Origin of the sequence: Dyella sp. C11 (genome assembly GCF_003121485.1) — a bacterium.
Classification (GTDB): domain Bacteria; phylum Pseudomonadota; class Gammaproteobacteria; order Xanthomonadales; family Rhodanobacteraceae; genus Dyella.
Map to the genome: position 1 here is coordinate 167,362 of NZ_QAVX01000005.1, position 23,628 is coordinate 190,989.

Annotated in this window: 22 protein-coding genes; 13 read left to right on the forward strand and 9 right to left on the reverse strand. The window is 62.5% G+C overall.

Going from position 1 to position 23,628, the window contains the following annotated elements; all coding sequences use genetic code 11:
• Window positions 1-5 precede the first annotated feature (5 nt).
• On the forward strand, window positions 6-413 hold the full coding sequence (locus DK366_RS07310; RefSeq protein WP_109124880.1) for a DUF3301 domain-containing protein: 408 nt from the start codon (window positions 6-8) through the stop codon (window positions 411-413).
• 59 nt (window positions 414-472) lie between these two features.
• On the opposite strand, the gene DK366_RS07315 is transcribed toward DK366_RS07310, so the two are convergent.
• The 5 genes from DK366_RS07315 to petA form a co-directional block, all read right to left on the reverse strand.
• The gene (locus DK366_RS07315) at window positions 473-925 is read right to left on the reverse strand and encodes a ClpXP protease specificity-enhancing factor (protein ID WP_232820948.1); all 453 of its coding nucleotides are present in this window, start codon (window positions 923-925) and stop codon (window positions 473-475) included.
• Window positions 926-1,072: 147 nt separating this feature from the next.
• Entirely contained in the window at window positions 1,073-1,696 is a 624-nt protein-coding gene (locus DK366_RS07320; RefSeq protein ID WP_109124881.1) for a glutathione S-transferase N-terminal domain-containing protein, read from the reverse strand.
• Between the two features lie 82 nt (window positions 1,697-1,778).
• Window positions 1,779-2,534, reverse strand: a complete 756-nt coding sequence (locus tag DK366_RS07325; protein ID WP_109124882.1) for a cytochrome c1 — start codon at window positions 2,532-2,534, stop codon at window positions 1,779-1,781.
• Window positions 2,527-3,828, reverse strand: a complete 1,302-nt coding sequence (locus DK366_RS07330) for a cytochrome bc complex cytochrome b subunit (protein WP_109124883.1) — start codon at window positions 3,826-3,828, stop codon at window positions 2,527-2,529. Before DK366_RS07330 ends, DK366_RS07325 begins: the two co-directional genes overlap by 8 nt.
• Window positions 3,828-4,433: a ubiquinol-cytochrome c reductase iron-sulfur subunit gene (petA, locus tag DK366_RS07335; RefSeq protein WP_109124884.1), complete on the reverse strand. Its 606-nt coding sequence runs from the start codon at window positions 4,431-4,433 to the stop codon at window positions 3,828-3,830. Before petA ends, DK366_RS07330 begins: the two co-directional genes overlap by 1 nt.
• Before the next feature lie 384 nt (window positions 4,434-4,817).
• Here petA and DK366_RS07340 point away from each other — a divergent pair, with 384 nt between their 5' ends.
• Window positions 4,818-6,002: a trypsin-like peptidase domain-containing protein gene (locus DK366_RS07340; protein WP_109124885.1), complete on the forward strand. Its 1,185-nt coding sequence runs from the start codon at window positions 4,818-4,820 to the stop codon at window positions 6,000-6,002.
• On the opposite strand, the gene DK366_RS07345 is transcribed toward DK366_RS07340, so the two are convergent.
• Window positions 5,988-7,100 carry a lytic transglycosylase domain-containing protein gene (locus DK366_RS07345; protein WP_232820949.1) on the reverse strand — a complete coding sequence of 371 codons (1,113 nt, stop codon included), beginning with the start codon at window positions 7,098-7,100 and terminating at the stop codon, window positions 5,988-5,990. The genes DK366_RS07340 and DK366_RS07345 overlap by 15 nt on opposite strands.
• A 323-nt stretch (window positions 7,101-7,423) precedes the next feature.
• On the opposite strand from DK366_RS07345, the gene miaB reads away from it, so the two are divergent.
• Genes miaB through ybeY form a run of 4 tightly spaced genes read left to right on the forward strand, consistent with a single transcriptional unit; the run spans window position 7,424 to window position 10,732 of the window.
• Complete coding sequence (gene miaB / locus DK366_RS07350) at window positions 7,424-8,776, forward strand: tRNA (N6-isopentenyl adenosine(37)-C2)-methylthiotransferase MiaB (RefSeq protein ID WP_109124887.1); 1,353 nt, start codon at window positions 7,424-7,426, stop codon at window positions 8,774-8,776.
• The gene (locus DK366_RS07355) at window positions 8,773-9,267 is read left to right on the forward strand and encodes a GNAT family N-acetyltransferase (RefSeq protein WP_109124888.1); all 495 of its coding nucleotides are present in this window, start codon (window positions 8,773-8,775) and stop codon (window positions 9,265-9,267) included. The genes miaB and DK366_RS07355 overlap by 4 nt, the downstream gene beginning before the upstream one ends.
• 8 nt (window positions 9,268-9,275) lie before the next feature.
• Window positions 9,276-10,262 carry a PhoH family protein gene (locus DK366_RS07360; protein ID WP_109124889.1) on the forward strand — a complete coding sequence of 329 codons (987 nt, stop codon included), beginning with the start codon at window positions 9,276-9,278 and terminating at the stop codon, window positions 10,260-10,262.
• On the forward strand, window positions 10,259-10,732 hold the full coding sequence (gene ybeY / locus DK366_RS07365; protein WP_109124890.1) for an rRNA maturation RNase YbeY: 474 nt from the start codon (window positions 10,259-10,261) through the stop codon (window positions 10,730-10,732). Before DK366_RS07360 ends, ybeY begins: the two co-directional genes overlap by 4 nt.
• A gap of 101 nt (window positions 10,733-10,833) precedes the next feature.
• Here the strand turns inward: ybeY and DK366_RS07370 are convergent, their stop codons facing one another.
• Entirely contained in the window at window positions 10,834-11,598 is a 765-nt protein-coding gene (locus tag DK366_RS07370) for an ABC transporter ATP-binding protein (RefSeq protein ID WP_109124891.1), read from the reverse strand.
• Window positions 11,599-11,648: 50 nt separating this feature from the next.
• The gene (locus tag DK366_RS07375; protein WP_232820950.1) at window positions 11,649-12,422 is read right to left on the reverse strand and encodes an ABC transporter permease; all 774 of its coding nucleotides are present in this window, start codon (window positions 12,420-12,422) and stop codon (window positions 11,649-11,651) included.
• A 608-nt stretch (window positions 12,423-13,030) separates the two neighbouring features.
• On the opposite strand from DK366_RS07375, the gene DK366_RS07380 reads away from it, so the two are divergent.
• The 5 genes from DK366_RS07380 (at window position 13,031) to DK366_RS07400 (ending at window position 19,955) form a co-directional block, all read left to right on the forward strand.
• Window positions 13,031-13,879: a transporter associated domain-containing protein gene (locus DK366_RS07380; protein WP_109124893.1), complete on the forward strand. Its 849-nt coding sequence runs from the start codon at window positions 13,031-13,033 to the stop codon at window positions 13,877-13,879.
• Window positions 13,880-13,965: 86 nt separating this feature from the next.
• On the forward strand, window positions 13,966-15,150 hold the full coding sequence (locus DK366_RS07385; protein WP_232820951.1) for a DUF4105 domain-containing protein: 1,185 nt from the start codon (window positions 13,966-13,968) through the stop codon (window positions 15,148-15,150).
• 52 nt (window positions 15,151-15,202) lie between these two features.
• Window positions 15,203-16,213 (forward strand): magnesium/cobalt transporter CorA, encoded by a 1,011-nt coding sequence (gene corA / locus DK366_RS07390; RefSeq protein WP_232820952.1) that lies wholly within the window; start codon window positions 15,203-15,205, stop codon window positions 16,211-16,213.
• A 198-nt stretch (window positions 16,214-16,411) separates the two neighbouring features.
• Window positions 16,412-18,091 carry a hypothetical protein gene (locus DK366_RS07395; protein WP_109124895.1) on the forward strand — a complete coding sequence of 560 codons (1,680 nt, stop codon included), beginning with the start codon at window positions 16,412-16,414 and terminating at the stop codon, window positions 18,089-18,091.
• A 178-nt stretch (window positions 18,092-18,269) separates the two neighbouring features.
• Entirely contained in the window at window positions 18,270-19,955 is a 1,686-nt protein-coding gene (locus tag DK366_RS07400; RefSeq protein WP_109124896.1) for a tetratricopeptide repeat protein, read from the forward strand.
• 65 nt (window positions 19,956-20,020) lie between these two features.
• Here the strand turns inward: DK366_RS07400 and DK366_RS07405 are convergent, their stop codons facing one another.
• Window positions 20,021-22,093, reverse strand: coding sequence for a S9 family peptidase (locus tag DK366_RS07405; RefSeq protein WP_109124897.1), 2,073 nt, complete (start codon window positions 22,091-22,093; stop codon window positions 20,021-20,023).
• Between the two features lie 281 nt (window positions 22,094-22,374).
• Between DK366_RS07405 and DK366_RS07410 the strand changes: the two genes are divergently transcribed.
• The gene (locus tag DK366_RS07410; RefSeq protein ID WP_109124898.1) at window positions 22,375-22,806 is read left to right on the forward strand and encodes a pilin; all 432 of its coding nucleotides are present in this window, start codon (window positions 22,375-22,377) and stop codon (window positions 22,804-22,806) included.
• A gap of 334 nt (window positions 22,807-23,140) precedes the next feature.
• Complete coding sequence (locus DK366_RS07415; protein WP_109124899.1) at window positions 23,141-23,569, forward strand: pilin; 429 nt, start codon at window positions 23,141-23,143, stop codon at window positions 23,567-23,569.
• Window positions 23,570-23,628 lie beyond the last annotated feature (59 nt).

The window sequence follows — 23,628 nt, forward strand, 5'->3', positions numbered from 1 at the left end:
GCGGCATGAGCGAGATTTCCGACCTGATTCTTCTTGTGGCGCTGCTGGCCATCATCGGCCTGTGGCTGCAGCTCAGCCGCGGCCGTGAGCAGGCAGCGCAGGAGGCCCGCGCGCAATGTCGCCAGCACGGCCTTCAACTGTTGGACGAAAGCGTGGGGCTTCGCGGCGTGCGGCTGCTGCGCCAACACGGGCGCCTGATGCTGGAACGCTGCTACACCTTCGAGGTGAGCATTGACGGCAACGACCGTGAACCCGGCAAGCTCTGGCTGATCGGCCGCACGCTGAGCGGCGTCAGCCTGCCGCCCATTCAGAGCCATCTTCCTGGCCTGCTCGCCGAACACGCGCCGCCGCCGGCCACGGACAACGTTGTGCCGTTGCGCCCCCGCCTGCGCAAGGACAACACGCTGCACTAGCGAATATCGAAAGGTCATCGCACCGGCAGATGCCGGCACGATGGCGCGGGATACGCGAATTACTTCACCACGCGCAGGAACGGCGCACTGCGCTTGGGCTTCTCGCCCGTCTGGTCACCTTCCGGCGATGGCGGCGTGTCGTCCGGATCGGGCGACGACGGCGGCGGCTGGTCACCACCTTCGTCAGCCGGGAACATCATGCCCTGGCCGTTTTCCTGGGCGTAAAGCGCCAGCACGGCCTGAACGGGAATATGGATGTTGTGGCTTACGCCGGAAAAACGCGCCTGGAAGCTGATCCAGTCGTTGCCGAGGTCGAGACTGGCGACCGCTCGCATGGCCAGGTTCAGTACCACCTGCCCGTTCTTGATCACCTGCGGAGGCACCCGCACACCCTCCCGCGTGGCATCAACGAGCACATAGGGAGTCAGGTTGTTGTCCGTGATCCAGTCGTAGATCGCCCTAAGCAAATAGGGGCGATTGGAGGACATCGGCGGAAGCTTGTCGTCGGTCATTCAAAAGCCTATGGGTAGCCCCGCCCGACCGGAGACGGTCCGGGGCGTGCCGGGTAGATCGTTGCAGTTTAATGCCAAGCCGAGGCGAGTTGTCGCAGCAAGTCACCCCCGGGATCGGCCGATGCCGTCAGGGAGCCAGGTCGACCGTCAGGGCCGCATGGCCTTTTCCTCAGGCGTCATGCTGCGGGCATAGCCCTGGCTGGCAAAAAGGCGCTCGCCATAGTCCAGGATGGGCTTGCCCTCCCGCCCCAGGTCCACACCCAGCCAGGGCAGGCGCCATACCACGGGCGCAACGAGGCAATCGGTGAGGCTCATTTCGGGGTTCAGAAAGAATCGGGACGCCTTGAACAGCGGCAAGGCCGCCAGCAGGTGCTCGCGAAGACGCTTGCGGGCCGCATCGGCCGGCTTGCCTCCCGCCCGGATGATGTCCACTTCGGGCAGCCAGTCCAGTTCGATCCGCACAGTAGCCAGGCGCAGGCGAGCGCGCGATAGCGGATCGATCGGCATCAAGGGCGGGTGCGGATAACGCTCATCGAGGTATTCGCAGACCACGGCCGTGTTGTAGAGCGTCAGGTCGCGGTCGACCAGGGTTGGCGTGGTGCCGTAAGGATTGAGGTCCAGCAGGTCTTCGGGTGGTTTGGAAGGATCAACCATCACCCGGTCGTAGCTCACGCCCTTCGCGGCGAGCACGAGGCGTGTCCGGTGGCATTGAATGCCATCCGCGGTGGTGTACAGGGCGAGTGCGGTACGCGAACGAGCGCTTTGGACCATGCGCGATCTCCCCATCGACATGAAGCTTCTACGTTACGGCAGCTCTAAGGCCGCCGTAACGTAGGCTTTGGAAGGTGACGTCTTAGTGGACGTCCTTCCAGTACTCCTTCTTTAGCAGATATGCCAGGAAAGTGAAGCCTGCCAGGAACAGAAGCACCCAGATGCCGTAGCGCTGGCGCTGCAAGGCGGCCGGCTCGGAGGCGTACTCCAGGAAGTTGGTCAGGTCACGGGCAGCCTGCTGGTATTGGGCCGGCGTGAGCTTGCCCGGCTGCGAGAGCTCGAGCTTCTCCACGTCGTCACTGCCTTCCTTCTTCACCGCCGTCTGGATGCCCTGCAGCTCCCACAACGGGAACGGCATGGAGGCATTCGGGAACACGGTGTTGTTCCAGCCCACCGGACGGGTGGGGTCGACATAGAAGGAGTTGAGGTAGGCAAAGACCCAATCCGGGCCCTCTTCCTTGGCACGCACTTCCAGCGAGAGATCCGGCGGCGCCTTGCCGAAGAACTGCTGCGCGGAATCTTCCGGCATGTGCGAGATCACCGGATCGCCGAACTTGGCACCGGTGAAGTTGAGGTTCTTCATGACCTCGTCTTCAGACAGTCCCAGGTCTTCGGCAATGCGCGAGTAGCGCACGTACTTCAGCGAGTGGCAGCCCACGCAGTAGTTGAAGAACAACTTGGCGCCACGCTGCAGCGACGCGGTATCGCGGATATTGGTGCCCGCGGAAGGCATGGCGCCCTCCTCGGCCGACGCCACGGAGGCGGTGCCGGCAACCAGGCCAACAGTGAGCGCGAACGAGATAAAAATCTTCTTCATCGGCAACAGTCGCTTAGTCATGGTCGAACACCACCCGCTCCGGGACCGGCTTGGTCTTTTCCCAACCAAGTCGCGGGTAGCACCACAGGAACACGAAGTACCCGAAGTAAAGGACGGTCATGACGCGACCGAAGGTGTTCTCCCAGAACGTCGCATCCGAAGGAGCCCACTCGACCAGCTTCTCGCCAACCACGCCCGCACCCACCAGGGCCAGGCCGATGAAGGAGGCGGCGAAGGTCATCAGCGCCCCCTTGAAGCCGGTGCCGCGATAGCGGATGGAACGCACCTTGCCCGCATCGATCCACGGCAGCACGAACAGCAGCGCGATGGCGCCGAACATGCCCAGCACGCCCCAGAAGGCCGTGCCGAAGAACGACGGGATCATGCGCAGGATCGCGTAGAACGGGGTGAAGTACCACGACGGCTTGATGTGCGACGGCGTCACCAGGTTGTTGGCGGCGACGAAGTTGTCGTGTTCCAGGAACCAGCCACCGAAGGTCGGCGCGAAGAAGATGATGAACGCCGCGATGACCAGGAAGAAGCTGACGCCGAACAGGTCCTTCACCGTGTAATACGGATGGAAGGGAATGCCGTCGGCCGGCTTGGTCGGATCCCAGCGGTTGCCCTTGGGACCGTGCTTGGTATCCACGCCATCGGGGTTGTTCGAACCCACTTCGTGCAGCGCCGCCAGGTGCAGCACCACCAGAAGCAGCAGCACCAGCGGCAGCGCGATCACGTGCAACGCGAAGAAGCGGTTGAGCGTGGCGTCGGCCGGCAGGTAGTCACCCATGATCCATTCGACCAGCGAACCGCCGATGACCGGGATGGTGCCGAACAGCGAGATGATCACCTTGGCGCCCCAGAACGACATGTTGCCCCACGGCAGCACATAGCCCATGAAGGCCTCGGCCATCAGCGCCAGGAAGATCAGCATGCCCAGCAGCCACACCAGCTCGCGCGGCTTCTGGTACGAGCCGTACATAAGCCCGCGGAACATGTGCAGGAACACCACCACGAAGAACAGCGACGCACCGGTGGAGTGCATGTAGCGGATCAGCCAGCCCCACTCCACGTCGCGCATGATGTACTCGACCGAGTTGAAGGCTTCCGCCGCACTCGTCTTGTAGTTCATGGTGAGGAAGATGCCGGTGACGATCTGGTTGATCAGCACCACCAGCGCCAGCGAACCGAAGTAGTACCAAAGATTGAAGTTCTTCGGCGCGTAATACTCGGTCATGTGCTTGCGGTACATGGGCATGAGGCCCGGTGCCCGCTCGTTGACCCAATCGCCGACACGCGTGAATACGTTGGCCATCAGCCTGCCTCCTTCGGATCCACGCCAATCTGGATGTGCGTGTCATCGATGAAGTGGTACGGCGGCACCAGTAGGTTCTTCGGCGCGGGCACACCCTGATAGACACGGCCCGCCATGTCGTAGCGCGACTTGTGGCAAGGGCAATAGAAGCCGCCCTTCCAGTCGGGATCGAACGGCTCGGGCTTCATGACCGGCACGAAGTCGGGCACGCAACCGAGGTGCGTGCAGAGTCCCACGAGCACCAGCCACTCGGGCTTGATGGAACGTGTTTCGTTCTGTGCGTACTTGGGCTGCTGCTCGGCGGAGCCGGCGTCGGACTTGGCGTCGACGAGACGAGCGTCCTGGCTGGGAAGCGCGTCGAGCTGCGTCTTCGAACGATTGACCACAAACACCGGCAGACCGCGCCAAGGGTAGGTCACCCGCTGGCCTTCTTCGATCTTGCTGATGTCGATCGTGACCGGCGCACCCGCGGATTTGGCCCGCGCGCTCGGTTCCCACGACTTGATGAAGGGTACGACTGCCGTTACGACTCCCACACCACCAACCACGGCCGTGGTCGCTGTGAGGAAGCGGCGGCGGCCGTGATCGACGACTTCGTTCGCCATCAGGCTCTCCGGTACTTACATGCCATTGAGACGCGGAACTTAATAAGTTCCACGGGTGCTTGCCAAGCACGTCGATCAAGTTCGGCAGCACGAGACTACATGCTGCGAACAAAAATTCCCCTAAGACTCCCCCTTAGAGAACAGCAGGCACGCGCAGTACCAGCACGATGAGCATGCAGCGAGATCAGCCACAAGCCTTCCGTTGTCGGGCACTTAGCGCACCGGGAAACCCCGGGACGACCCGCTTCGCAAGCGCCAGTGGAACTGACTCCCGCAAAATCGCGTTAGTGTAGCGTCAGGGCATGGCTCGTACAATAAAAGCGCCGCGCCTGCGACACATGCGCGCACCCTCCTCTAACGCCTTGCCGTGAAACGCATTACGACATGAAACATGCCGCTGGCACGCTCGCATTCATCGCCCGCTTCGTGGTGCTCGGGCTGGCGGTTGCCTTCGTCATCAGCCTGGCGTGGCCCAATGTCGGCAACCGGCTGAGGGAACGTTTCGGCGTTTCGCACAACAACGTTGAATCGGCGGTGCAGGCCTCTGCCCCCACGCGCGTCAGCGGCCCGATGTCCTATGCCGATGCCGTCGCCAAGGCCGCGCCCTCGGTGGTGAACATCTACGCCAACAAGATGATCACCGAGCAAGCCGTGCAGATGTACACGGACCCGGTGTTGCAGCGCCTGTTCGGCGGCCGCCCCGCCGGCCCTGCCTACAAGCGGCGCGAACAAAGCCTGGGCTCAGGCGTGATCGTGCAGCAGGGCTACGTGCTCACCAACAACCACGTTATTGCGAACGCCGACGACATCCAGGTGCTGCTGTACGACGGGCGCGTCGCCAAGGCCACCGTGGTGGGCGCCGACGTGGAGACGGATCTTGCGGTGTTGAAGATCGACGCCGGCAACCTGCCCGTGATCCACATCGCCGACCAGCGCGCGGGTCGCACGGGCGACGTGGTGCTTGCCATCGGCAACCCGCTGGGACTCAACCAGACGGTGACGATGGGCATCATCAGCGCCATCGGCCGCCAGTTGAACACCTCCAGCCCGGAAGACTTCATCCAGACCGACGCCGCCATCAACCTTGGCAATTCCGGCGGTGCGCTGGTGAACACCGACGGCGAACTCGTCGGCATCAACACCTTGCTCATCGGCAAGGCCGCCAACGCCGAAGGCATCAGCTTTGCGATCCCCGTCGCCAGCGCCAAGCGCGTGCTCGACCAGATCATCGATACGGGGCATGTAGTGCGAGGCTGGATGGGTGCGGACTACACGTTCGTGCCGGTAACGGCCGACAGTGGCCTCCCGGCCGCCGCGCGAGGCGCGCAGGTGACGGACATCTATCCGGGCGGCCCTGCCGCGCAGGCGGGCATCCAGCCGCATGACATCCTGCTGCGCATCGGCACGGAAGACATCGTGGACCCGGCCGACCTTCGTCGCCACGAGGCGGCATTCAAGCCCGGCAGCAAGGTCGAGGTTTCCGGCTTGCGCAACGGCGCGCCCTTCCACACGGAAGTGATACTTGCCCAGCGCCCGCCGATGGCGCCGACGGCATCACTGGATAGCTGATACGCCTGCCGCGGCCACCGGCGCCCGGACACCACCGGACCCACCGGACGGATGGATGGCCAACCCGTAACGCTTGCGGAGCGTGCCCACGCGCTCGACATACACCTGCGTTTCCGCGAAGGGCGGCACGCCGTTGTAGCGCTGCACCGCACCCGGCCCCGCGTTGTACGCCGCCGCGGCCAGGCGCTCGTTGCCGTTGAACGTGCGCAGCAACAAACCGAGATAACGGGCACCGCCGCGGATGTTCTGCGCCGTGTCGAACGCATCACGCACGCCCATGTCGTTCGCCGTGCCGGGCATCAGCTGCATCAGGCCCTGTGCGCCCTTGAGCGACAGCGCGCGCGGATTGAACGCGCTTTCCGCATGAATGATGGCGCGCAGGAAGGCCTCGTTCACGCCGGACTCCTGGCTGGCCAGCTGGATCACGTCGGCGTACGCGCTGAGGTTAAGCGCCACCGCGTCCCAGCGAATGTTCGAGTGCAGATTGCACGCCACGCAGGTGGCGATGTAGCTGAAAAGCATGGTCACCGCAGGACCTTGCGTACCCGCCGGTTTCAGGTTGGTGTACTCGACGCTGCCGTCCTTGCGCACGACGCGATACACCGCGCCGCGCAGCACCCGGCTGCCGTCGTCACCCACGTCCGCCACGGGTTTGTCCGGCGTGGAAGCACTGCGTGCCGGGCTCGCTTCGCTATAACTCCACTGCCCCGGCTTGCCGCTGGGCGCAGCCTTGGCGGTAATAACCCGGGCGGTGGTTTCCACGGAATCCTCCACCCACGCCACGGAGGGTGACTGGGGAGGCGGCGTCACCGGCACCTTCGGCGTCGAGCCCTCCACCGAACCTTTCACACTGGCCAGTGAAGGCGCAGCAGCGACCGGCTTCTTGCGCACGGGGTCCGGCGTACCGGCGATGCGGCTACACCCCTGGTAACCCGCCGCGCTGCTACTGAAGACAACCTCACCCGCGGAGCCCGTGCAACGATAAAGGGCGCCCGCATGCCCCAAACCCGGGCAGACCAGAGCGGCCAGCAACGCCGTGCCAGCCGCCAGACGGCGAAGATGGGGCGCACACGACCACGGGGAAAGCAGCCCGCTCACGGACTTCCCCCAAGGCCGCCAAGCCTTGGCGGCGGCCTTTTCCCGGTGTGGCACCCGCATCACTCCCCCTTCTTCTACTTCTTCCCGGTCAATGCGTTGCAAGCGCCGGGCCAGGCGGCAGTGTGCTCCCGCCTTGGCCGCCAGCCAAGCGGCATCAGGCCGATTCGTGCGTCAGCGCCCGTTTCCGGAGCACAAAGGACGTCTCATGGCCACGCAAGTGGTTGATCCGACACGCCGGTTTCAGTGGCAGAGGGGTCGCGGGACGAGTAAACTGTGCGGTTCGGCAACCTATCCGCCGCCCCTTGAACCACGGTATTTGAGCCATGACCGGCAAGCTTTTCATCAAGACCCACGGCTGCCAGATGAACGAGTACGACTCGGCCAAGATGGCCGACGTGCTCAAGGCCTCGCATGGTCTGGAATTGACGCAGGACGAGTCCGAGGCGGACGTCATCCTGATCAACACCTGCTCCATCCGCGAGAAGGCCCAGGAAAAGGTCTTCAGCCAGCTCGGCCGCTGGAAGGAGCACAAGCAGGGCGGCAAGCCCGTGCTGATCGGCGTGGGCGGCTGCGTGGCCTCGCAGGAAGGCCAGGACATCATCAAGCGCGCGCCCTACGTGGACCTGGTGTTCGGCCCGCAGACCCTGCATCGCCTGCCGGAACTGATCGAAGCCAAGCGCGCCACCGGCAAGCCGCAGGTGGACATCAGCTTCCCGGAGATCGAGAAGTTCGACCGCCTGCCCGAGCCGCGCGCCGAAGGCCCCACGGCGTTCGTGTCGATCATGGAAGGCTGCTCGAAGTACTGCTCCTACTGCGTGGTGCCCTACACCCGCGGCGAGGAAATCAGCCGTCCGTTCGACGACGTGATCGTGGAGATCGCCCAGCTCGCCGAACAGGGCGTGCGCGAGGTGAACCTGCTCGGCCAGAACGTCAACGCGTACCGTGGTCCCACGCATGACGGCGGCACTGCCGATCTTGCCGTGCTGATCCACGCCATCGCGCAGATCGAAGGCATTGGCCGCATCCGTTTCACCACCTCGCATCCACTGGAGTTTTCGGACTCGCTGATCGAGGCGTATGCCAACGTGCCGCAGCTGTGCAACTTCCTGCACCTGCCGGTGCAGGCCGGTTCCGACCGCATCCTCACGGCAATGAAGCGCGGTTACACGGCGATCGAGTTCAAGCAGAAAATCCGCAAGTTGCGCGCGGTGCGCCCGGACATCTGCATCTCGTCGGATTTCATCGTGGGCTTCCCCGGCGAGACGGACGAGGATTTCGAGAAGACCATGAAGCTGATCGACGACGTCGGCTTCGACCAGAGCTTCTCCTTCATCTTCTCCTCGCGCCCCGGCACGCCGGCCGCCAACCTGGAAGACAACACCTCCCAGGAAGTGAAGCACGCGCGCCTTTCGCGCCTGCAGGCCAAGCTCAACGACAACGCGCGCCAGATCAATGAAGCCATGGTCGGTACGGTGCAGCGCGTGCTGGTGGAAAAGATCAGCAAGAAGAACGCGAACGAAGTCACCGGCCGCACCGAGAACATGCGCTTCGTGAATTTCCCGGGCAGCGCGCGCATGATTGGCCAGTTCGTGGACGTGGTGATCACCGAAGCCATGACCAACTCGCTGCGCGGTCGCGTGCAGCTTGTTGACGACGGCGTCGCCCTGGCCTCGTGACGGCAACCCTTTCGATTCGCGAAATCGGGCCGGACGAATTCACCCTCGTCTGGCCGCTGTTCCACAGCGTGGTGGCTGCCGGTGATACCTACAGCTATCCGCCCGACCTGACGTTCGAGCAGGCGCGGGACTGGTGGACGCTCCCGCCCACGCGCTGTTTCATCGCCCAGCGCGAAAAACTCGTGCTTGGCTGTTACATGCTTCGCCCCAATCAACCGGGGCTGGGCGACCACGTGGCCAACGCTGGCTACATGGTCTCGCCGGCCTCACGTGGGCAAGGCGTTGCCGCGGCCATGTGCGAACATTCGATGGCGCAGGCCCGCGACGCGGGCTTCACCGCCATGCAGTTCAACTTTGTCGTCTCGACCAATACCACCGCGGTGCGCCTCTGGCAGCGCCACGGTTTCCGCATCGTCGGGCAGGTGCCGGGCGCGTTTCGCCACGCCGCACAGGGTCCGACCGATGTCTATGTGATGCACCGGCATCTTTGACAAATCCCATGAACAACGGCCTGAATCAACGCGACTTCTCTCTTGAGCCGGAAGACAACGCCCGGCTGTCCAATCTCTGCGGTCCTTTCGATGAGCACCTGCGCCAGATCGAACTGCGCCTGGGTGTGGAGATCAATCACCGGGGCGCCCTGTTCCAGGTGATCGGCGACGAAGGTGCCTCGCGCGCCGCCGAAAAAGTACTCCGCGCACTGTACGAAGTGACTAATACCGAGTCGCTCAACGGCGCGAAGATCAACCTGCACCTCGCCGAGTCGGGCATCGACGCCATCGTGAGCGATGCCGCCGACGAAGCGCAGGACGTCACCATCAAGGTGAAGCGAGGCGTGATCAAGGGTCGCGGCCCCAACCAGGCGCGCTACCTGCACGCCATCACCACGCACGACATCAGCTTCGGTGTCGGCCCCGCCGGCACCGGCAAGACCTACCTCGCCGTGGCGAGTGCCGTTGAAGCACTGGAAGCCAATCGCGTACAGCGCCTGCTGCTGGTGCGCCCCGCCGTGGAGGCGGGTGAAAAGCTGGGCTTCCTGCCGGGCGACCTGTCGCAGAAAGTCGATCCGTACCTGCGACCGCTCTACGACGCGCTGTACGAAATGCTCGGCTTTGAAAAAGTGGCCAAGCTGATCGAGCGCAACGTGATCGAGATTGCGCCGCTTGCCTATATGCGTGGCCGCACGCTCAACGATTCGTACGTGATCCTCGACGAAGCGCAGAACACCACCGTCGAGCAGATGAAGATGTTCCTGACGCGCATCGGCTTCGGCTCGGTGGCGGTGATCACCGGCGACGTCAGCCAGATCGACCTGCCCCGCCACGTACGCTCCGGCCTGCGCCACGCCATCGAGGTATTGCGTGGCGTCGACGGCATCAGCTTCACCTTCTTCACCTCGCGTGACGTGGTTCGCCATCCGCTGGTGGCCAAGATCGTGCGCGCCTATGAAGCCTTCGAGCAGGCGTCCGAGGAGCCGCCGCGATGAGCGCACTGACGCTTTCGCTGGGCTACGGCGTTCCGCGCAAGGGCATTCCTTCCGCCGCCAGCTTCCGCGCATGGACGGAAGCGGCGCTGCGCGGCGCCAGGCGCCGCAAGGCCACGGAGCTTTCCATCCGCATCGTCGACACGGACGAAGGGCGCGCGCTTAACCGCGACTATCGCCACAAGGACTACGCCACCAACGTGCTGTCCTTCCCGGTGGAATTGCCGCCGGGCGTATCACTGCCGCTGATCGGCGACCTGGCCATCTGCGCACCCGTCGTGGCCCGCGAGGCGAAAGAGCAAGGCAAGAACCCGCGCGATCACTGGGCGCACATGACGGTACACGGCGTGCTGCACCTGCTGGGCTACGACCACATCGAAGACGCGGAAGCCGAAGCCATGGAGGCGCTGGAGACGCGCATCCTCGCGGGCCTGGGCATTGCCGACCCGTACACCCTGCACGGCACCGACTGAAGCCCTTTCGCCTGCGCGCGAGCGAAAGGACGACGCGGTACGGCCGGGACGCAATGCCCGGCCCTACCGGCTGGACACGCATCCCTGCGTACAGGGGCTTTTCAGGCAGCCGCCGCCGTGGGCACGGCGCCAAAGTACGCGTCCGTCACCGAGTGCACATCGCCCATCATGCGAATCTTGCCGTGCTCCAGCCAGATCGCGCGATTGCAGGTGTTCTCGATGAGCTGTCGGGAGTGCGACGCAAGGACCAGGATGTGCGTGGCCTCGACCATGCTGGAGAGGCGGGCCTCTGCGCGATGCCTGAATGCCTCGTCGCCCACGGACAGCCATTCGTCCATCAGCAGGATTTCCGGGCGCAGGATGGTCGACACGGCAAAGACAAGGCGCATGTGCATGCCGGTCGAATACGTGCGCACCGGCATGTCGATGAAATCGCCGAGTTCGGAGAACTCGATGATCTCGTCAATGTGCTCTTTCACGCGCGCCCGCGTCATGCCCAGCAACGCGCCGCGCGTATAGATGTTCTCGCGGCCGCTGGCCTCGTGATCGATGCCAAGCGAAATATCGATGAGCGAACCGACGTTGCCGTCGATACGCACGCGACCACCCGAGGGTTCGTAGACGCCGCCCAGCACTCGTAGCAGGGTGCTCTTTCCTGCGCCGTTGTGACCAAGCAAGCCCACCCTGTCGCCTTTGTTCAAGCTAAACGTCAGGTTCTCCAGTGCGCGCACCACCACGCGGCCGCGCTCATCGGCGCCGATCTGGCCACCGGTGGCAACCCGCAACAGATTCTTCTTCAGCGAACGACCTGTCGCGTTGTAGATCGCGAAATCGACCGTTGCATTTTCAAATTCGATAAACGCCATGATTCTTCAGTCCATGCAAGATGATGTGAAGCGGCTCGCGCCTTTCATCGTTAGAGCCAATAGGCAATGCGTCGCTTGTAACGGCCGTAGACGAACAGCGTCAGTGTCCAGCCAACGATCGCCAGCCCGACACTGACACCCCAGTTCATGGCACTGGGAAGCTGGCCAAGAAGGGGCGCGCGGACGATCTCAAGCAGGTGATAAGCCGGATTGAAGTCCAGCAGATAAGCCGACACGTTGGCCGGCAGGCTGCGAGGCAACCACATGATGGGGGTCAGGTAGAAAGCGACCAGCAGGACGCTGGCGACAATCTGGGCCAGGTCGCGAAAGCGCGCGCAGGCCGCGCCAAGAAGCACCGCCACCCACAGCAGGTTGACCACGAGCAGGGCAAAGCCGACGACGGAAACAAGAATGACCGGGCTGATGGCTTTGCCTGTCGCGATGAACACAATGGGAAGGATCACCAGGTTGTGCCCAAGGATGATCGTGTTGCGCCACATCATGCGAAGCACGTGGACGAACAAAGGGATGGGCAGCTGTTTGATGATCGCATCGGAGGCAATGAAGCTGGTGCAACCTTCATTGACGACCGACGACAGGAAACCCCACAGGATGATGCCGCTCGCCAGCCACGGCAGGAACTCACCCATCGGGCTTCGGAAGAGTGTCCCGAAGACGATGCCAATGGTCCCGATCATCACGCCCATGCTGATGGTGAGCCACAGCGGACCCAGCGCGGAGCGGCGATAGCGCTGGCGAATATCCTGCCAGCCAAGAACACCGACCAGTGGCAGTCGGCGCACCGCTGCCGCGATGTCGGACATCGCAGATATTGTTGAATGCTTGTACATGGAATCCAGAAATTCGAAGGGGACGTTACGAGCAGGGGCGACGCCGGGGCGCTTTCACCAAAAAGTACTTATCCATCATCACCATGAAGCTTTTTGCGGCGAATCCTTGCGCGCACCTTGCCTGACCTCTGCTTTCCCACTGTCCACCCTGCGCAACACACGATTGGAAGTAAGACGTCTGAGAAGGCTCCGGCGGAAATGCTTTCTGAAAAATCTCTGGTGCCGGCGTCAGACGACCACCGGAAACGACAGTGAAGCCGGTAGCCCCAGTCCATGTGCCCGTACCCGCATCAGCCCGCCACGGGTGACGGGTGCGGCGCCGAGCCTGAAATAACAGCAGCGCCTGTTGTGCTACAGGCGGCCGGACGGTACGCCCGGGTGGCCCTCTGCCCGGCTCGCATGGCGCCAGCCCAAGGCCATGGCCCTCGGCGGCCATCGCGAACCGGGGCATCGAGCGGCTGCCTGGGCTCGCCACTTCCACGCGGCACCAAGGCGCCCGCATTCGCCTTGTTCCTGAATCGTCACGAATTTTCCGCTAGACTGACCATTCCGCCCGTCATCGGGCAGCACCCGCACGAGTAATGAACGAGGACCCTGGCAGTACCAGCGGCCCGGCCCACCGCAGTTGGTGGGATCGACTGGGCCACATGTTTTCCGGCGAGCCGCGCAACCGCAAGGAGCTCATCGACGAGCTACGCGCCGCCCAGGCCAACGGCCTGATGTCGTCGGACACCCTGACCATGGTCGAGGGTGCCATCAAGGTCACCGAGCTGAGCGTGGACGATGTCATGGTCCCGCGCGCGCAGATCGTGATGATCTCCGCCGACGCCCCGCTCCCCGACATCCTCGGCATCGTGGTCGAATCGGGCCACTCGCGCTTTCCCGTGCACGGCGAAGACAAGGACGAGATCCTCGGCATCCTGCTCGCCAAGGATCTGCTGCGCTTCGTTGGCAACGGCGATCATTTCGACATCGCCAGCGTGCTGCGCCCGGCGGTGCTCATTCCCGAATCGATGCGCCTGAACGTGCTGCTGGCGGAGTTCCGCCACACGCGCAACCACATGGCGCTGGTGGTGGATGAATACGGCGGCGTGGCCGGCCTCATCACCATCGAAGACGTGCTTGAACAGATCGTCGGCGAAATCGACGACGAGCACGACGACGAGGAAGAACCCAAGCTGATGCACGAACAGTCGGGCGGCGGCTGGGTGGTCAGCGCACTCACTCCCATCGCCGACTTCAACGAGCAAACGGGCGCCGACTTCTCCGACGAGGAGTTCGATACCGTGGGTGGCATGTGCACGTCCGAATTCGGCCATCTGCCGGAAGTGGGCGAGGAAATCACCATCGGCGGTTATCTGTTCCATGTGACCGAAGCGGACGACCGGCGCGTGCAGGCCTTCCGCGTGACCCGCCTGCAGGAAGGCTAAGCATGTTTCATCGTGGGAGGGCGCCGGCGGCGTCGCGTCAAGGACGTTTGTGGCTCGCCCTCGCCTGCCTGCTGGCATGCTGCGCGATGTTGTGGCCTGCCCATGCACGCGCCGGCGTGGCCAACGCCCCGGGTGCCAATCTCGAGGTATCGCTGATCACCTACGGTCCCGGCGATACCTACTGGGAGCGCTTTGGCCACGACGCCATTGAATTGCGCGACACGGTGAGCGGCGAAGCCGTCACCTTCAACTATGGCGTGTTCGACTTCGACGAAAGCGGTTTCCTGCTCAATTTCGCTCGCGGCCAGATGCACTACCTGATGGACGCGGAGCCGTCGGACGTCGACCAGCAGTACTACACCCAGGTGGGCCGCTCGGTGACGCGCCAGCACCTCGCGTTCACGGCCGCACAGGCTGCCGACCTGCGCGACTACCTGCTGTGGAACCTGCAGCCGGAAAACGTGCGCTACGAGTACGACTACTACATGCGCAACTGTGCGACGCGCGTGCGCGATGCGCTGGACAAGGCGCTTGGCGGCATCATCAAGCCGCAACTTGAATCCCGCGTGGGCGGCATGACCTTCCGCCAGCAAACCGCACGACTGATGAGCCAGCAGGCGTGGCTGATGCTGATCCTGGATCTCGGACTCGGTCCGTACGCCGACCAGCCGCTCAGCGCATGGCAGGAAGCCTTCCTGCCGATGGAGTTGCAGCACGAAATCAATCACGTGACCGTGACGGACGCGGACGGCCATGCACATCCGCTGGTGCTGGACGAGAAAGTGCTGTCGCCCAATCGTCTTGATGCGCCACCGGCAACGGCGCCTGACCTGCGCCCGCCGCTCGCGCTGGCCGGACTCCTCTTCGCCGTGGTCTTGTTCGCGACGTATCGCTTTGCGCCTATCGTCTACGCGCTGCTCGGCTCGCTTTACCTCGTACTGGCGGGCCTGGTCGGCATCGCGCTGCTGGTGTTGTGGACATTGACCACGCACCACTCGGCATGGGCCAACGCCAACCTGCTGTTGTTCAATCCACTCGCATTCCTTCTGTTGCCTGCACTGTGGCGTTCGCGCAAGCAGCTGGCTGCTTCGCGCTACGCAAATGCGGTAATCGCCATTCAATTGCTGGCGATTCTTGCCGCGTGCCTGTTGCACCTGCTGCCGGGCGTGGTGCAGCAGAACCAGCCGTGGCTGTTGTTCGCGCTTCCCGTGTGGCTTGTGATTGCGTGGTGCATGCGTCGTCAGCGCGTGGTGAATACGTCGGCCGCCTGATCCCGCTGTCGTTGCCCTGTCTCACACAGGGGCGCATCATTCGCGCATGGACATGACCGCCTCCAAGACCACGCCTCCTGTTCCCGCCAGCGCGATGGTCGTCAATTGTGTTGCCTATCGCTTTGACGGGCAGCGTATTGGCGACATCAGCGTGGACGACATCAGCGAGGTGCTGAAGCAACCGGACACCTTCGTCTGGGTCGGCCTGCACGAGCCGGACGAGGCGCTGCTGCACAAGCTGCAGGAGGAATTCGATCTGCACGATCTTGCGATTGAAGATGCGCAGGCCGCGCATCAGCGCACCAAGATCGAAACCTACGGCGACTCGCTCTTCGTCGTGGTGCAAACCGCGCAACTGGTCAGCGGGCACATCGCCTTCGGCGAAACCCATGTATTCCTTGGCCCGCGCTATCTGGTGACCGTGCGCCACGGCGCATCGCTCTCTTACGCACCCGCGCGGCGCAATTGCGAGCACACACCGGACCTGCTCGCACTGGGGCCGTCCTATGGCCTCTACGGCGTGCTCGACTACATCGTCGACAACCTGCTGCCCATCGTGCGCGACTTCCGCGAAGAGCTGCAGGACCTGGAAAAGGACATTTTTTCCGACACGTTCAAGCGCAGCACCATCCGTCGTCTCTACGACATGCAGCGCGACCTGATGACATTGCGCCTGGCTGTCGCACCCATGCAGGACATCATCAGCCAGCTCGTACGCCAGCATCCACAGCTCATTCCGGACGAGTTGCGCGCCTATTTCCGCGACGTCTATGACCACGTCTTTCGCGTCAACGAATCCATCAGCGCCATGCGCGAGATGCTCGCCGCCGCCATCAACGTCAACCTGTCACTGGTCACCTTCGGCCAGAACGAAGTAATGAAGCGCCTGGCCGGCTACGCCGCCATGCTCGCCGCCCCCACGCTGATCACCAGCTGGTACGGCATGAACTTCGCGCATATGCCCGAGCTCAACAAACCGTGGGCCTACCCCACCATCATCGTCCTGGTCCTCACCATCGTGACCACGATCTACTTCATCCTGAAGCGCAATCGCTGGCTCTGAGTCTCATCCCGCCTCAGGATTTGGGGGAGGCTCCGGGACTGAAGTCACGATTCATGCCGTGCAATCCGCGTTTCTCTGGCCCTGGATGTCGCCGGACCCTACTATGCATGGATGAGGTGATCATGACGCCTCCACCCGCCCACGGTTAATGCCCGGGCAAAATGGGCATGCGGGAAGAAGCAGAACGCAGGGGGATGCATGAAGAAGTGGACGATGCGCGGATTGGCCGTTGCCATTCTGTTCGCGGTGGCGTGGATTTATTTTCCAGTGACCCGCGCAGGATTTGTATGGGATGACTGGCCGAGCTTCCGCGATCTCCAGGGCGATCGCTGGTTGCACTACGTATTCCGCGATTTCAATCAGTGGACCGTCTACTTTCGTCCGCTGACCGTTGCCTTCCTCGCGCTTCAGGTCAAGCTTTTCCACGGTGCGCCGGGACCGATGCATGCGGTATCGCTGGGCCTTCACCTGGTCAATGTCGCGCTGGCAGGAATGCTTGCGTTTCGGGTGGGTGCACTCGCGGGAGCAACCAGCTCACGCCAGGCGTGGACAACGCTGGCTTGCATGTTGCTCTACGGCATGCACCCAGCACTGATCGAAACCGTCTCCTGGATTGGCTGTCAGTTCGACCTGATGGCTACGCTGTTTACGTTGCTGGGACTGGTTGCGAACACGTACATACAGCGCGCCATGACGCGCGCTTTCACGCTGGCAGCCCTCTTTTTCCTGGCCGCCTGCTCCAAGGAAGCGGCCGTTGTGTTTCCTGTGCTGGTCGCCCTTTTTGATGTGGCCCTGTTCGCCCACGATGGTGAGGGTGCTCCCCGCACCATCGCTCATAGAGTCATCCAACGTAACTGGAGAGCCTACGCTGGCATGCTGGGCGCGGGTGTCGTCTATCTCGCGGCAAGGCATTGGGCGCTCAACGTGCCCGGTCACCCGGCCATGTTCCGAGCCGTTGACTGGTCAGCGCAGCTGCAGGAAATATGCCTGACGTATCTGTGCTACTTGAAGGTCATTGTTTGGCCCATGGCCGGTATCGGCCCGCTGCATCCCGAAAACGGGGCAGTGTTTCAGGTAGTGACAACCCAGTCACTGCTCGCCTGCGTCGCATCGATCAGCATCGTCATCACGGGTATTTATCTCGCCGTCAAACGTCGTTCCGCGCTGGGTTTTGTCATTCTCGCAGCCACCATTGCATTGCTGCCCGTATTGCGCGTCATACCCGTCAGCTTCGACCTGAATTTGTACCATGAGCGTTACGCGACGCTTGCCATCGCGGTCATCTGTTCCTTGATACCGCTTTTCAAATGGCCCAGCCCGGCAATGGCGCGTGATTCCGTCGCTGTCAGGGCGGTACGCCTGCTCGCCGTGGCGACAATTGCCCTCTGGACCATGTTCTGCATGGTCGACATACGCACCCTGCTTCCGCACTGGTCAAGTGACGCTGCACTTTGGCGCTGGGCCATGGCCCTGGACCCGTACTCTCAAGTGGCAAAGGACAATCTGTTCCTTTCATTCCAGCACAGCGGAAATGTTGAAGAGGCCCAGAAGTTGGCAGACCAACTCCTGGCCGACCCCGCGACATGCACATCGTGCATGCTTCATATCGCCGAAATGTCGCTGGATCAGAACGACGCCATGCGTGCCACGGTGGCACTCGATCGGGCAGGCCAAAGCCTGCTGGTTAAGAAGCAACCGGATGCTCGGCAGATCTACTACCGTGAACTCGGCCGCCTGTTGATTCACCAGGGCCGCTATGCAGATGCCCAGCATGTACTTGAAGCATCCTTGGCGATCAAGCCTGCCGACCCGAATGCCCAGGCCGCGTTGGCTACGGCCAAGGCGGCCAGCGTAAACGGACTCGATGAGAAACGCTGATCCGCGAAGTCACCTTCCCGGAAAGATCCCGTGGCAAAGGCTTTGGCCTCGATAGCAGCATCCGAACAATGCAATGTCCTGCCATCGGCACTTGATCAGCAGGCATCGGTTCCAACCAACATGGGCGCAATACATCAGAAGAAGTTCGGATGTCGACGCCTTGAGAACGGGTAAGCGCATGCAACATCGTTTGACTTATTGCCTAGGCGCGATCGTCCTGCTGGGGATTGCGCTTCTCTATTGGCCCGTCACCCACTTCAACTTCATCTGGGACGATTGGCAGAGCTTCCACGACACACCCTGGTTGACCCAAGGTGATGAGTGGAAGCACTACATCCTGCGCGATTTCAACACCTGGGTTTACTATTTCAGACCCTTGGGTGTGGGTTTCTTTACGCTGCAGGTGCGATGGTTCGACAGCACGCCAGGCCCCATGCATGCGGTTTCGCTCTCTCTGCACCTGATTGATGTGGCCCTGGTCGGCGTTCTGGCCTGGCGCTGTTCCACCCTTGCCGGCGTGGAAGCCAGGCGCCGGGCATGGCTGACTCCGCTTTGCATGCTGCTTTACGGACTTCACCCGGCACTCATCGAAACGGTTGCATGGATCGGGTGCCAGTTCGACCTGTTGCTGACACTTTTTGTGCTGGCAGGTTTGATCGCAAACCTCAGCATCCACCGGTCCTGGCTCCGGGCCTGCGTCATCACCTTCATTTTCTTCCTTGCGGCATGCACGAAAGAGGCGGCCCTGTCTTTCCCGTTCCTGCTCGTCCTGTTCGACTGGATGCTTTTCTCAGGGAATCACGATCCACGTTTCGTTGCAGGCATAACCAGGATGCTTCGGCGCAACTGGCTGGTATATGCAGGGATCGTTCTTGCGGGCGTCGGTTACCTGATATTCCGGCACGTGGCACTGGGGTCTGTCACGGGCCACTTCGCCCCCATATCAGCGAACCCTCTAGCTCGCCTGTGGGAAATCAGCATCGTCTATCTGCACTACCTGCAGATCATTGTCTGGCCCATCGCCGGCATGAATCCGCTTCACCCATATATCCCCGGGGATTTTCTCGGACCGCTCACTCCCGCTGCATGGCTTGCGATGATTGCCGCAACGATCATTGTCATCAGCGCGACGAGTATGACACTCCTGCGCAGATCGCCTTTCGCGGGAATGGTTGTCGCGGTGACGTTGGCCCTATTGCCCGTTCTCCACGTTATTCCCGTGGACTTTGAGCTAAGCCTCTATCACGAGCGCTACGCCACCCTGGCGGTAGCCATGCTGTGCTCCATGCTGCCATTGCTGCGGCAACCCGCGTGGCTGAAGGCGAAAATGTCGGGACAAGCAACCCGGTTGCTGTTGATGGCCGGCGTGTTCCTGTGGATCGCCTGCTCGATCATTGATTTGCGCGTGATCCTGCCCAACTGGGCGAACGATGTAGCCGTCTGGAACTGGGCGCTATCCGGAAATCCCCATTCCACGGTCGCCAAGGTCAACCTGCTGGCGGCCTACATCAAGGACAAGGACTACGCGGAAGCTCGAGCACTGGGTGATCGCGTCCTGGCGGATCCCTCTTCCTGCGTCCTTTGCATGTTCAAGGTTGCAGAGCTGGCCATCGACCAGCACGAACCCGATCGCGCCGCTTTCGCGCTTGAGCGAGCCCGCCGGTCGCCATTGATCGTTGGGGATAAAAGTACCCTGCATGCGTACTACGTGCTCACGGGAAAGATGCTCATCCTGCAGGGAAAGCCCGAGGATGCTGCGAATGTGCTTCGCGTAGCCTTGTCGCTGGCACCAGACGATACGGTCACCCAAAAGATGCTGGATTCGGTGACGATCTCGCAGAATGAAACGCCCAAGGTCCGCTAGCACCCTGTTGATCCCATAAAAAAACGGCGGCCCATGGCCGCCGTTTTTCATTCAACAAGAGACCATCAGTGCGCCGTGGACGTGTCTTTAGCCGTCCATTCCTTCAACCACGCATTCACCGTCTCATGCCACTGCACGCTGTTCTGCGGCTTGAGCACCCAATGGTTCTCGTCCGGGAAATGCAGCAGCTTGCTGGGAATGCCACGACGCTGCAGCGCGGTGAATGCACCCAGGCCCTGCGTGTCGGGAATGCGGAAGTCCTTGGCCGAGTGGATCACCAGCATCGGCACGCGCCAATCCTTGACGTGGTTGATCGGGTTGAACTTCTCGTAGTTCTCCGGATGCTCGTACTGCGTGCCGCCGTTTTCGCGTTCTTCAAACCAGAGTTCTTCCGTGTCGTAGTACATCGCGCGCGCATCGAACACGCCGTCGTGGTCGACCAGGCACTTCCACGGCTGGTTCCACACGCCGGCGATCCAGTAGGTCATGTAGCCGCCGTAGCTGGCACCGAGTGCGCAGGCGCGATCACCATCAAGAAAACTGTACTTGGACAGTGCCGCGGCCCAGCCGGCCTTGAGGTCTTCCAGCGGCTTGCCGCCCCAGTCGCCCGAGATGGAATCGGTGAAGGCCTGGCCGTAGCCGGTGGAACCATGGAAGTTGATGGTCACCACCGCAAAACCCTGGCCCGCGTACGTCTGCGGGTTCCAGCGATAGCTCCACGCATTGTTCATCGCACCCTGCGGGCCGCCATGGATGATGAAGGCCACCGGGTACTTCTTGCCGGCCTTGTAGCCTGCCGGCTTCACCACGTAGCCCTGCACGGTTTCGTTGTTCCAGCCCTTGAAGGTGAAGAACTCGGGTTCGCCCATCTGCACTTTCTTCAAGCGCTCAGCGTTGTAGTGCGTCACCTGCTTGAGGTTCTTGCCCTGCAGATCGGCCGTATAAAGATCCGCCGAACGCTTCAGGTCGTCGCGCTGCACCAGCAGCGAAGACTTGCCCAGCGCATAGGCGCCGACTTCACCGTTGGTGACCAGCGTGGTGACCTTGCCACTGGCGACGTCCACCGCGAACAGCGGGTGCTGACCGTTGTCATCGGCGGTGACGTAGAGCGTCTTGCCATCGGCGGATACCTGCATGCCACCCGCCGAACGATCCCAGCCCGGTGCCACTTCACGCTTCTGTCCGCTGGCAAGATCAAGCGCCATGATGCGGAAGCGATCAGCCTCGGATACGGGCACCTTCATGGCGAGGTAGTAAAGCGTCTTGCCATCCGGCGATGGCACCGGGAAGGCATCCCACGCGGGGTTTTCCGCGGTGAGGTTGCGCGGCGCGGCCGAGGCATCCGCCGGTACGCTGTACACGTCGAAGTTGGTCGACCACGGCTCGCTGTTGCCGGCGATGCGCACATCGAAATAGACGGTCTTGCCATCGGGCGAGAAACTGAACTCGCCTTCGTCGCCGAACGGCTTGCTCGGCACGTCGCCGTCGATGCCCTTCGTCAGCAGCACGGGCTGCTCGGACGCGTTGTCGAGATCAGCGATATAGAGCTGCGCGCGGCGACCATCGGCCCACGTGTCCCAGTGACGTACGAACAGCTTGTCGTACACGGTGCCCGAGGCCTTGTCCTTGGCTCGACCGTCCAGGTGCTCCTTCGTGCAGGCCAGGTCGGCGCAATCGGTGAACACGCCAAAGGTGAGCAATGCCTTCTTGCCATCGGGCGAGAGCTTGTAGCCATCGACGTCGATGGGCGCATGCGTTACCTGCACGGCAGCGGCAGAAGCGCCCAGCGGGCGGCGCCAGAGCTGCGATACGCCATCCTTGTCAGCCACGTAATAGACGGCCGAACCATCCGGCGCCCAACGCGGCGAGGAAGCCTTCTCCACCAGCTTCACCGGCTCGCCACCCTTGGCAAGGTCGAGCAGGTAGATCGAAGTGACGCCCTTGTTGGCCGCGTAGTCGGTCACACGCACCGTGTAGAGGGCCTGGCGGCCATCGGGCGACAACTGCGGATCGCCGACGCGATCCATCATCACCAGGTCGCGGATATTGAACGGGTGGGTACCGTGGTTTTCGACCTCGGCCGCCATGGCAGAGGTACCGGCCAGCGCAAGCGCCAGCGCGACAAACAGGGGCTTCATGGGTGGGGTTCCTGGGTGTTGCGAAGCCTTCGACGGTAAGAGCCAAAGCGGCCTGAAGCAAGGCACGGTGCGGCATGAGGCCAGCAGGCGTTCGTCAGGTGGCGCTGATCATGACCCGCTCGAGGACTGGCGAAGGACCGCGTAAAGAGCCTAACTCCGTGACGTACTTCACGAATCCCCGTGACGCTTCGGCTGGGCCATGCCCAAGAACCGCCCCATGCAATCCATTGGTACAAAAGCTGCTGCTGGACTCCCCAGGAAAACTCAGGGGGAGTCCCAACATGTCGCGCCCGCGAACTGCCGCCGGCTTTACGTTGATCGAGCTGATGATCGTGGTGGCGATCATCGCCATCCTGTCGGCTATCGCCATTCCGCAGTACCAGACGTACGTGGCCCGCGCGCAGACCGCTGCGGCCCTCAGCGACATCTCGCCTGGCCGTACAGCCTACGAAACGTTGGTGAATCAGGGCGTCGTCGATGGCGCGGTATACGCCAACGCCAACAACCTGGGACTGCAGAGCAGCACGCCGCATTGCCAGCTCATCACGTCAACGGTTGAGGTCGGCGGTACCGGCTCCATCACGTGCAAACTGGATGGCAGCACCGCCATCCGAGACCAGATCATCGAACTGGACCGCAACTCGTCCGGCGGATGGGCATGTCGATCGGAGATCGATCCCCGTTACCTTCCCGCAAGCTGCCTGAGTAGTTGATGCCGGGGCGAAAGGTGACAAAAAGTGTCATCAGATGACCGCCAAGGGCGATCGCTGCGCTGATTCACACCAAGCATCGCGATCAGGTACTCAGTATGCGCACCTGATCACCCGGAACAGCTTGTTGATGTAGTGCCAACCCCTGCACAATCCAGCCACCTGCCAGCAAGCAGGGGCCTGTAAGGGGTGGGGATGGCACACAAGATGCTGTCACCCGCCTTGAGTTTCCTGGTCGTTCCACGGCAATTGTGGGGGACCGGATCCGCCTAGGGGGTACGGGACCGGGGCTCAGGGGCACAATCGAAGGTTAGCTAACCAAAACAGAGGAACCACCATGAAGAACCAGAAGGGCTTCACCCTGATCGAACTGATGATCGTCGTGGCGATCATCGCGATCCTGGCTGCCATCGCCATTCCGCAGTACCAGACCTACGTGGTCCGCTCGCAGGTCACCCGCGTGATCGGCGAAGCCGGCGACCTGAAGGTGGCCGTGGAAGACTGCCTGAACAACGGCCTGACCGTGTTCGGCACCGGCAGCTGCGTCAACACCGCTACGTCGTCTGACCTGATCACCGGCAACATCCCGAACGTTACCCTCAGCCAGACCGCCAGCATCGCTGCCAGCTTCGGCAGCCATGCCAACACCGCGCTGAGCGGCTTCGGCGTGACCTGGAACCGCAATTCCAGCGGCGGCTGGTCCTGCACCACCACGGTGCAGGCCAAGTACGCTCCGGCCAGCTGCACGGCCGTGGCCGGCCCGTAATTCGGTTTCAGAGCATCAAGCAACATCAGGGGCCGCCTCAGGGCGGCCCTTGTTTTTTG

Bases quoted from the DNA above. Each gene is read 5' to 3' on its own strand.
- DK366_RS07395 (WP_109124895.1), top strand. From the start codon at position 16,412: ATGAAGAAGTGGACGATGCGCGGATTGGCCGTTGCCATTCTGTTCGCG.
- DK366_RS07325 (WP_109124882.1), bottom strand. From the start codon at position 2,534: ATGACTAAGCGACTGTTGCCGATGAAGAAGATTTTTATCTCGTTCGCG.
- miaB (WP_109124887.1), top strand. From the start codon at position 7,424: ATGACCGGCAAGCTTTTCATCAAGACCCACGGCTGCCAGATGAACGAG.
- petA (WP_109124884.1), bottom strand. From the start codon at position 4,433: ATGGCGAACGAAGTCGTCGATCACGGCCGCCGCCGCTTCCTCACAGCG.
- DK366_RS07375 (WP_232820950.1), bottom strand. From the start codon at position 12,422: ATGTCCGACATCGCGGCAGCGGTGCGCCGACTGCCACTGGTCGGTGTT.
- DK366_RS07405 (WP_109124897.1), bottom strand. From the start codon at position 22,093: ATGAAGCCCCTGTTTGTCGCGCTGGCGCTTGCGCTGGCCGGTACCTCT.
- DK366_RS07315 (WP_232820948.1), bottom strand. From the start codon at position 925: ATGACCGACGACAAGCTTCCGCCGATGTCCTCCAATCGCCCCTATTTG.
- DK366_RS07310 (WP_109124880.1), top strand. From the start codon at position 6: ATGAGCGAGATTTCCGACCTGATTCTTCTTGTGGCGCTGCTGGCCATC.
- DK366_RS07360 (WP_109124889.1), top strand. From the start codon at position 9,276: ATGAACAACGGCCTGAATCAACGCGACTTCTCTCTTGAGCCGGAAGAC.
- DK366_RS07370 (WP_109124891.1), bottom strand. From the start codon at position 11,598: ATGGCGTTTATCGAATTTGAAAATGCAACGGTCGATTTCGCGATCTAC.
- ybeY (WP_109124890.1), top strand. From the start codon at position 10,259: ATGAGCGCACTGACGCTTTCGCTGGGCTACGGCGTTCCGCGCAAGGGC.
- DK366_RS07410 (WP_109124898.1), top strand. From the start codon at position 22,375: ATGTCGCGCCCGCGAACTGCCGCCGGCTTTACGTTGATCGAGCTGATG.
- DK366_RS07380 (WP_109124893.1), top strand. From the start codon at position 13,031: ATGAACGAGGACCCTGGCAGTACCAGCGGCCCGGCCCACCGCAGTTGG.
- DK366_RS07400 (WP_109124896.1), top strand. From the start codon at position 18,270: ATGCAACATCGTTTGACTTATTGCCTAGGCGCGATCGTCCTGCTGGGG.
- DK366_RS07385 (WP_232820951.1), top strand. From the start codon at position 13,966: ATGTTGTGGCCTGCCCATGCACGCGCCGGCGTGGCCAACGCCCCGGGT.
- corA (WP_232820952.1), top strand. From the start codon at position 15,203: ATGACCGCCTCCAAGACCACGCCTCCTGTTCCCGCCAGCGCGATGGTC.
- DK366_RS07340 (WP_109124885.1), top strand. From the start codon at position 4,818: ATGAAACATGCCGCTGGCACGCTCGCATTCATCGCCCGCTTCGTGGTG.
- DK366_RS07320 (WP_109124881.1), bottom strand. From the start codon at position 1,696: ATGGTCCAAAGCGCTCGTTCGCGTACCGCACTCGCCCTGTACACCACC.
- DK366_RS07415 (WP_109124899.1), top strand. From the start codon at position 23,141: ATGAAGAACCAGAAGGGCTTCACCCTGATCGAACTGATGATCGTCGTG.
- DK366_RS07330 (WP_109124883.1), bottom strand. From the start codon at position 3,828: ATGGCCAACGTATTCACGCGTGTCGGCGATTGGGTCAACGAGCGGGCA.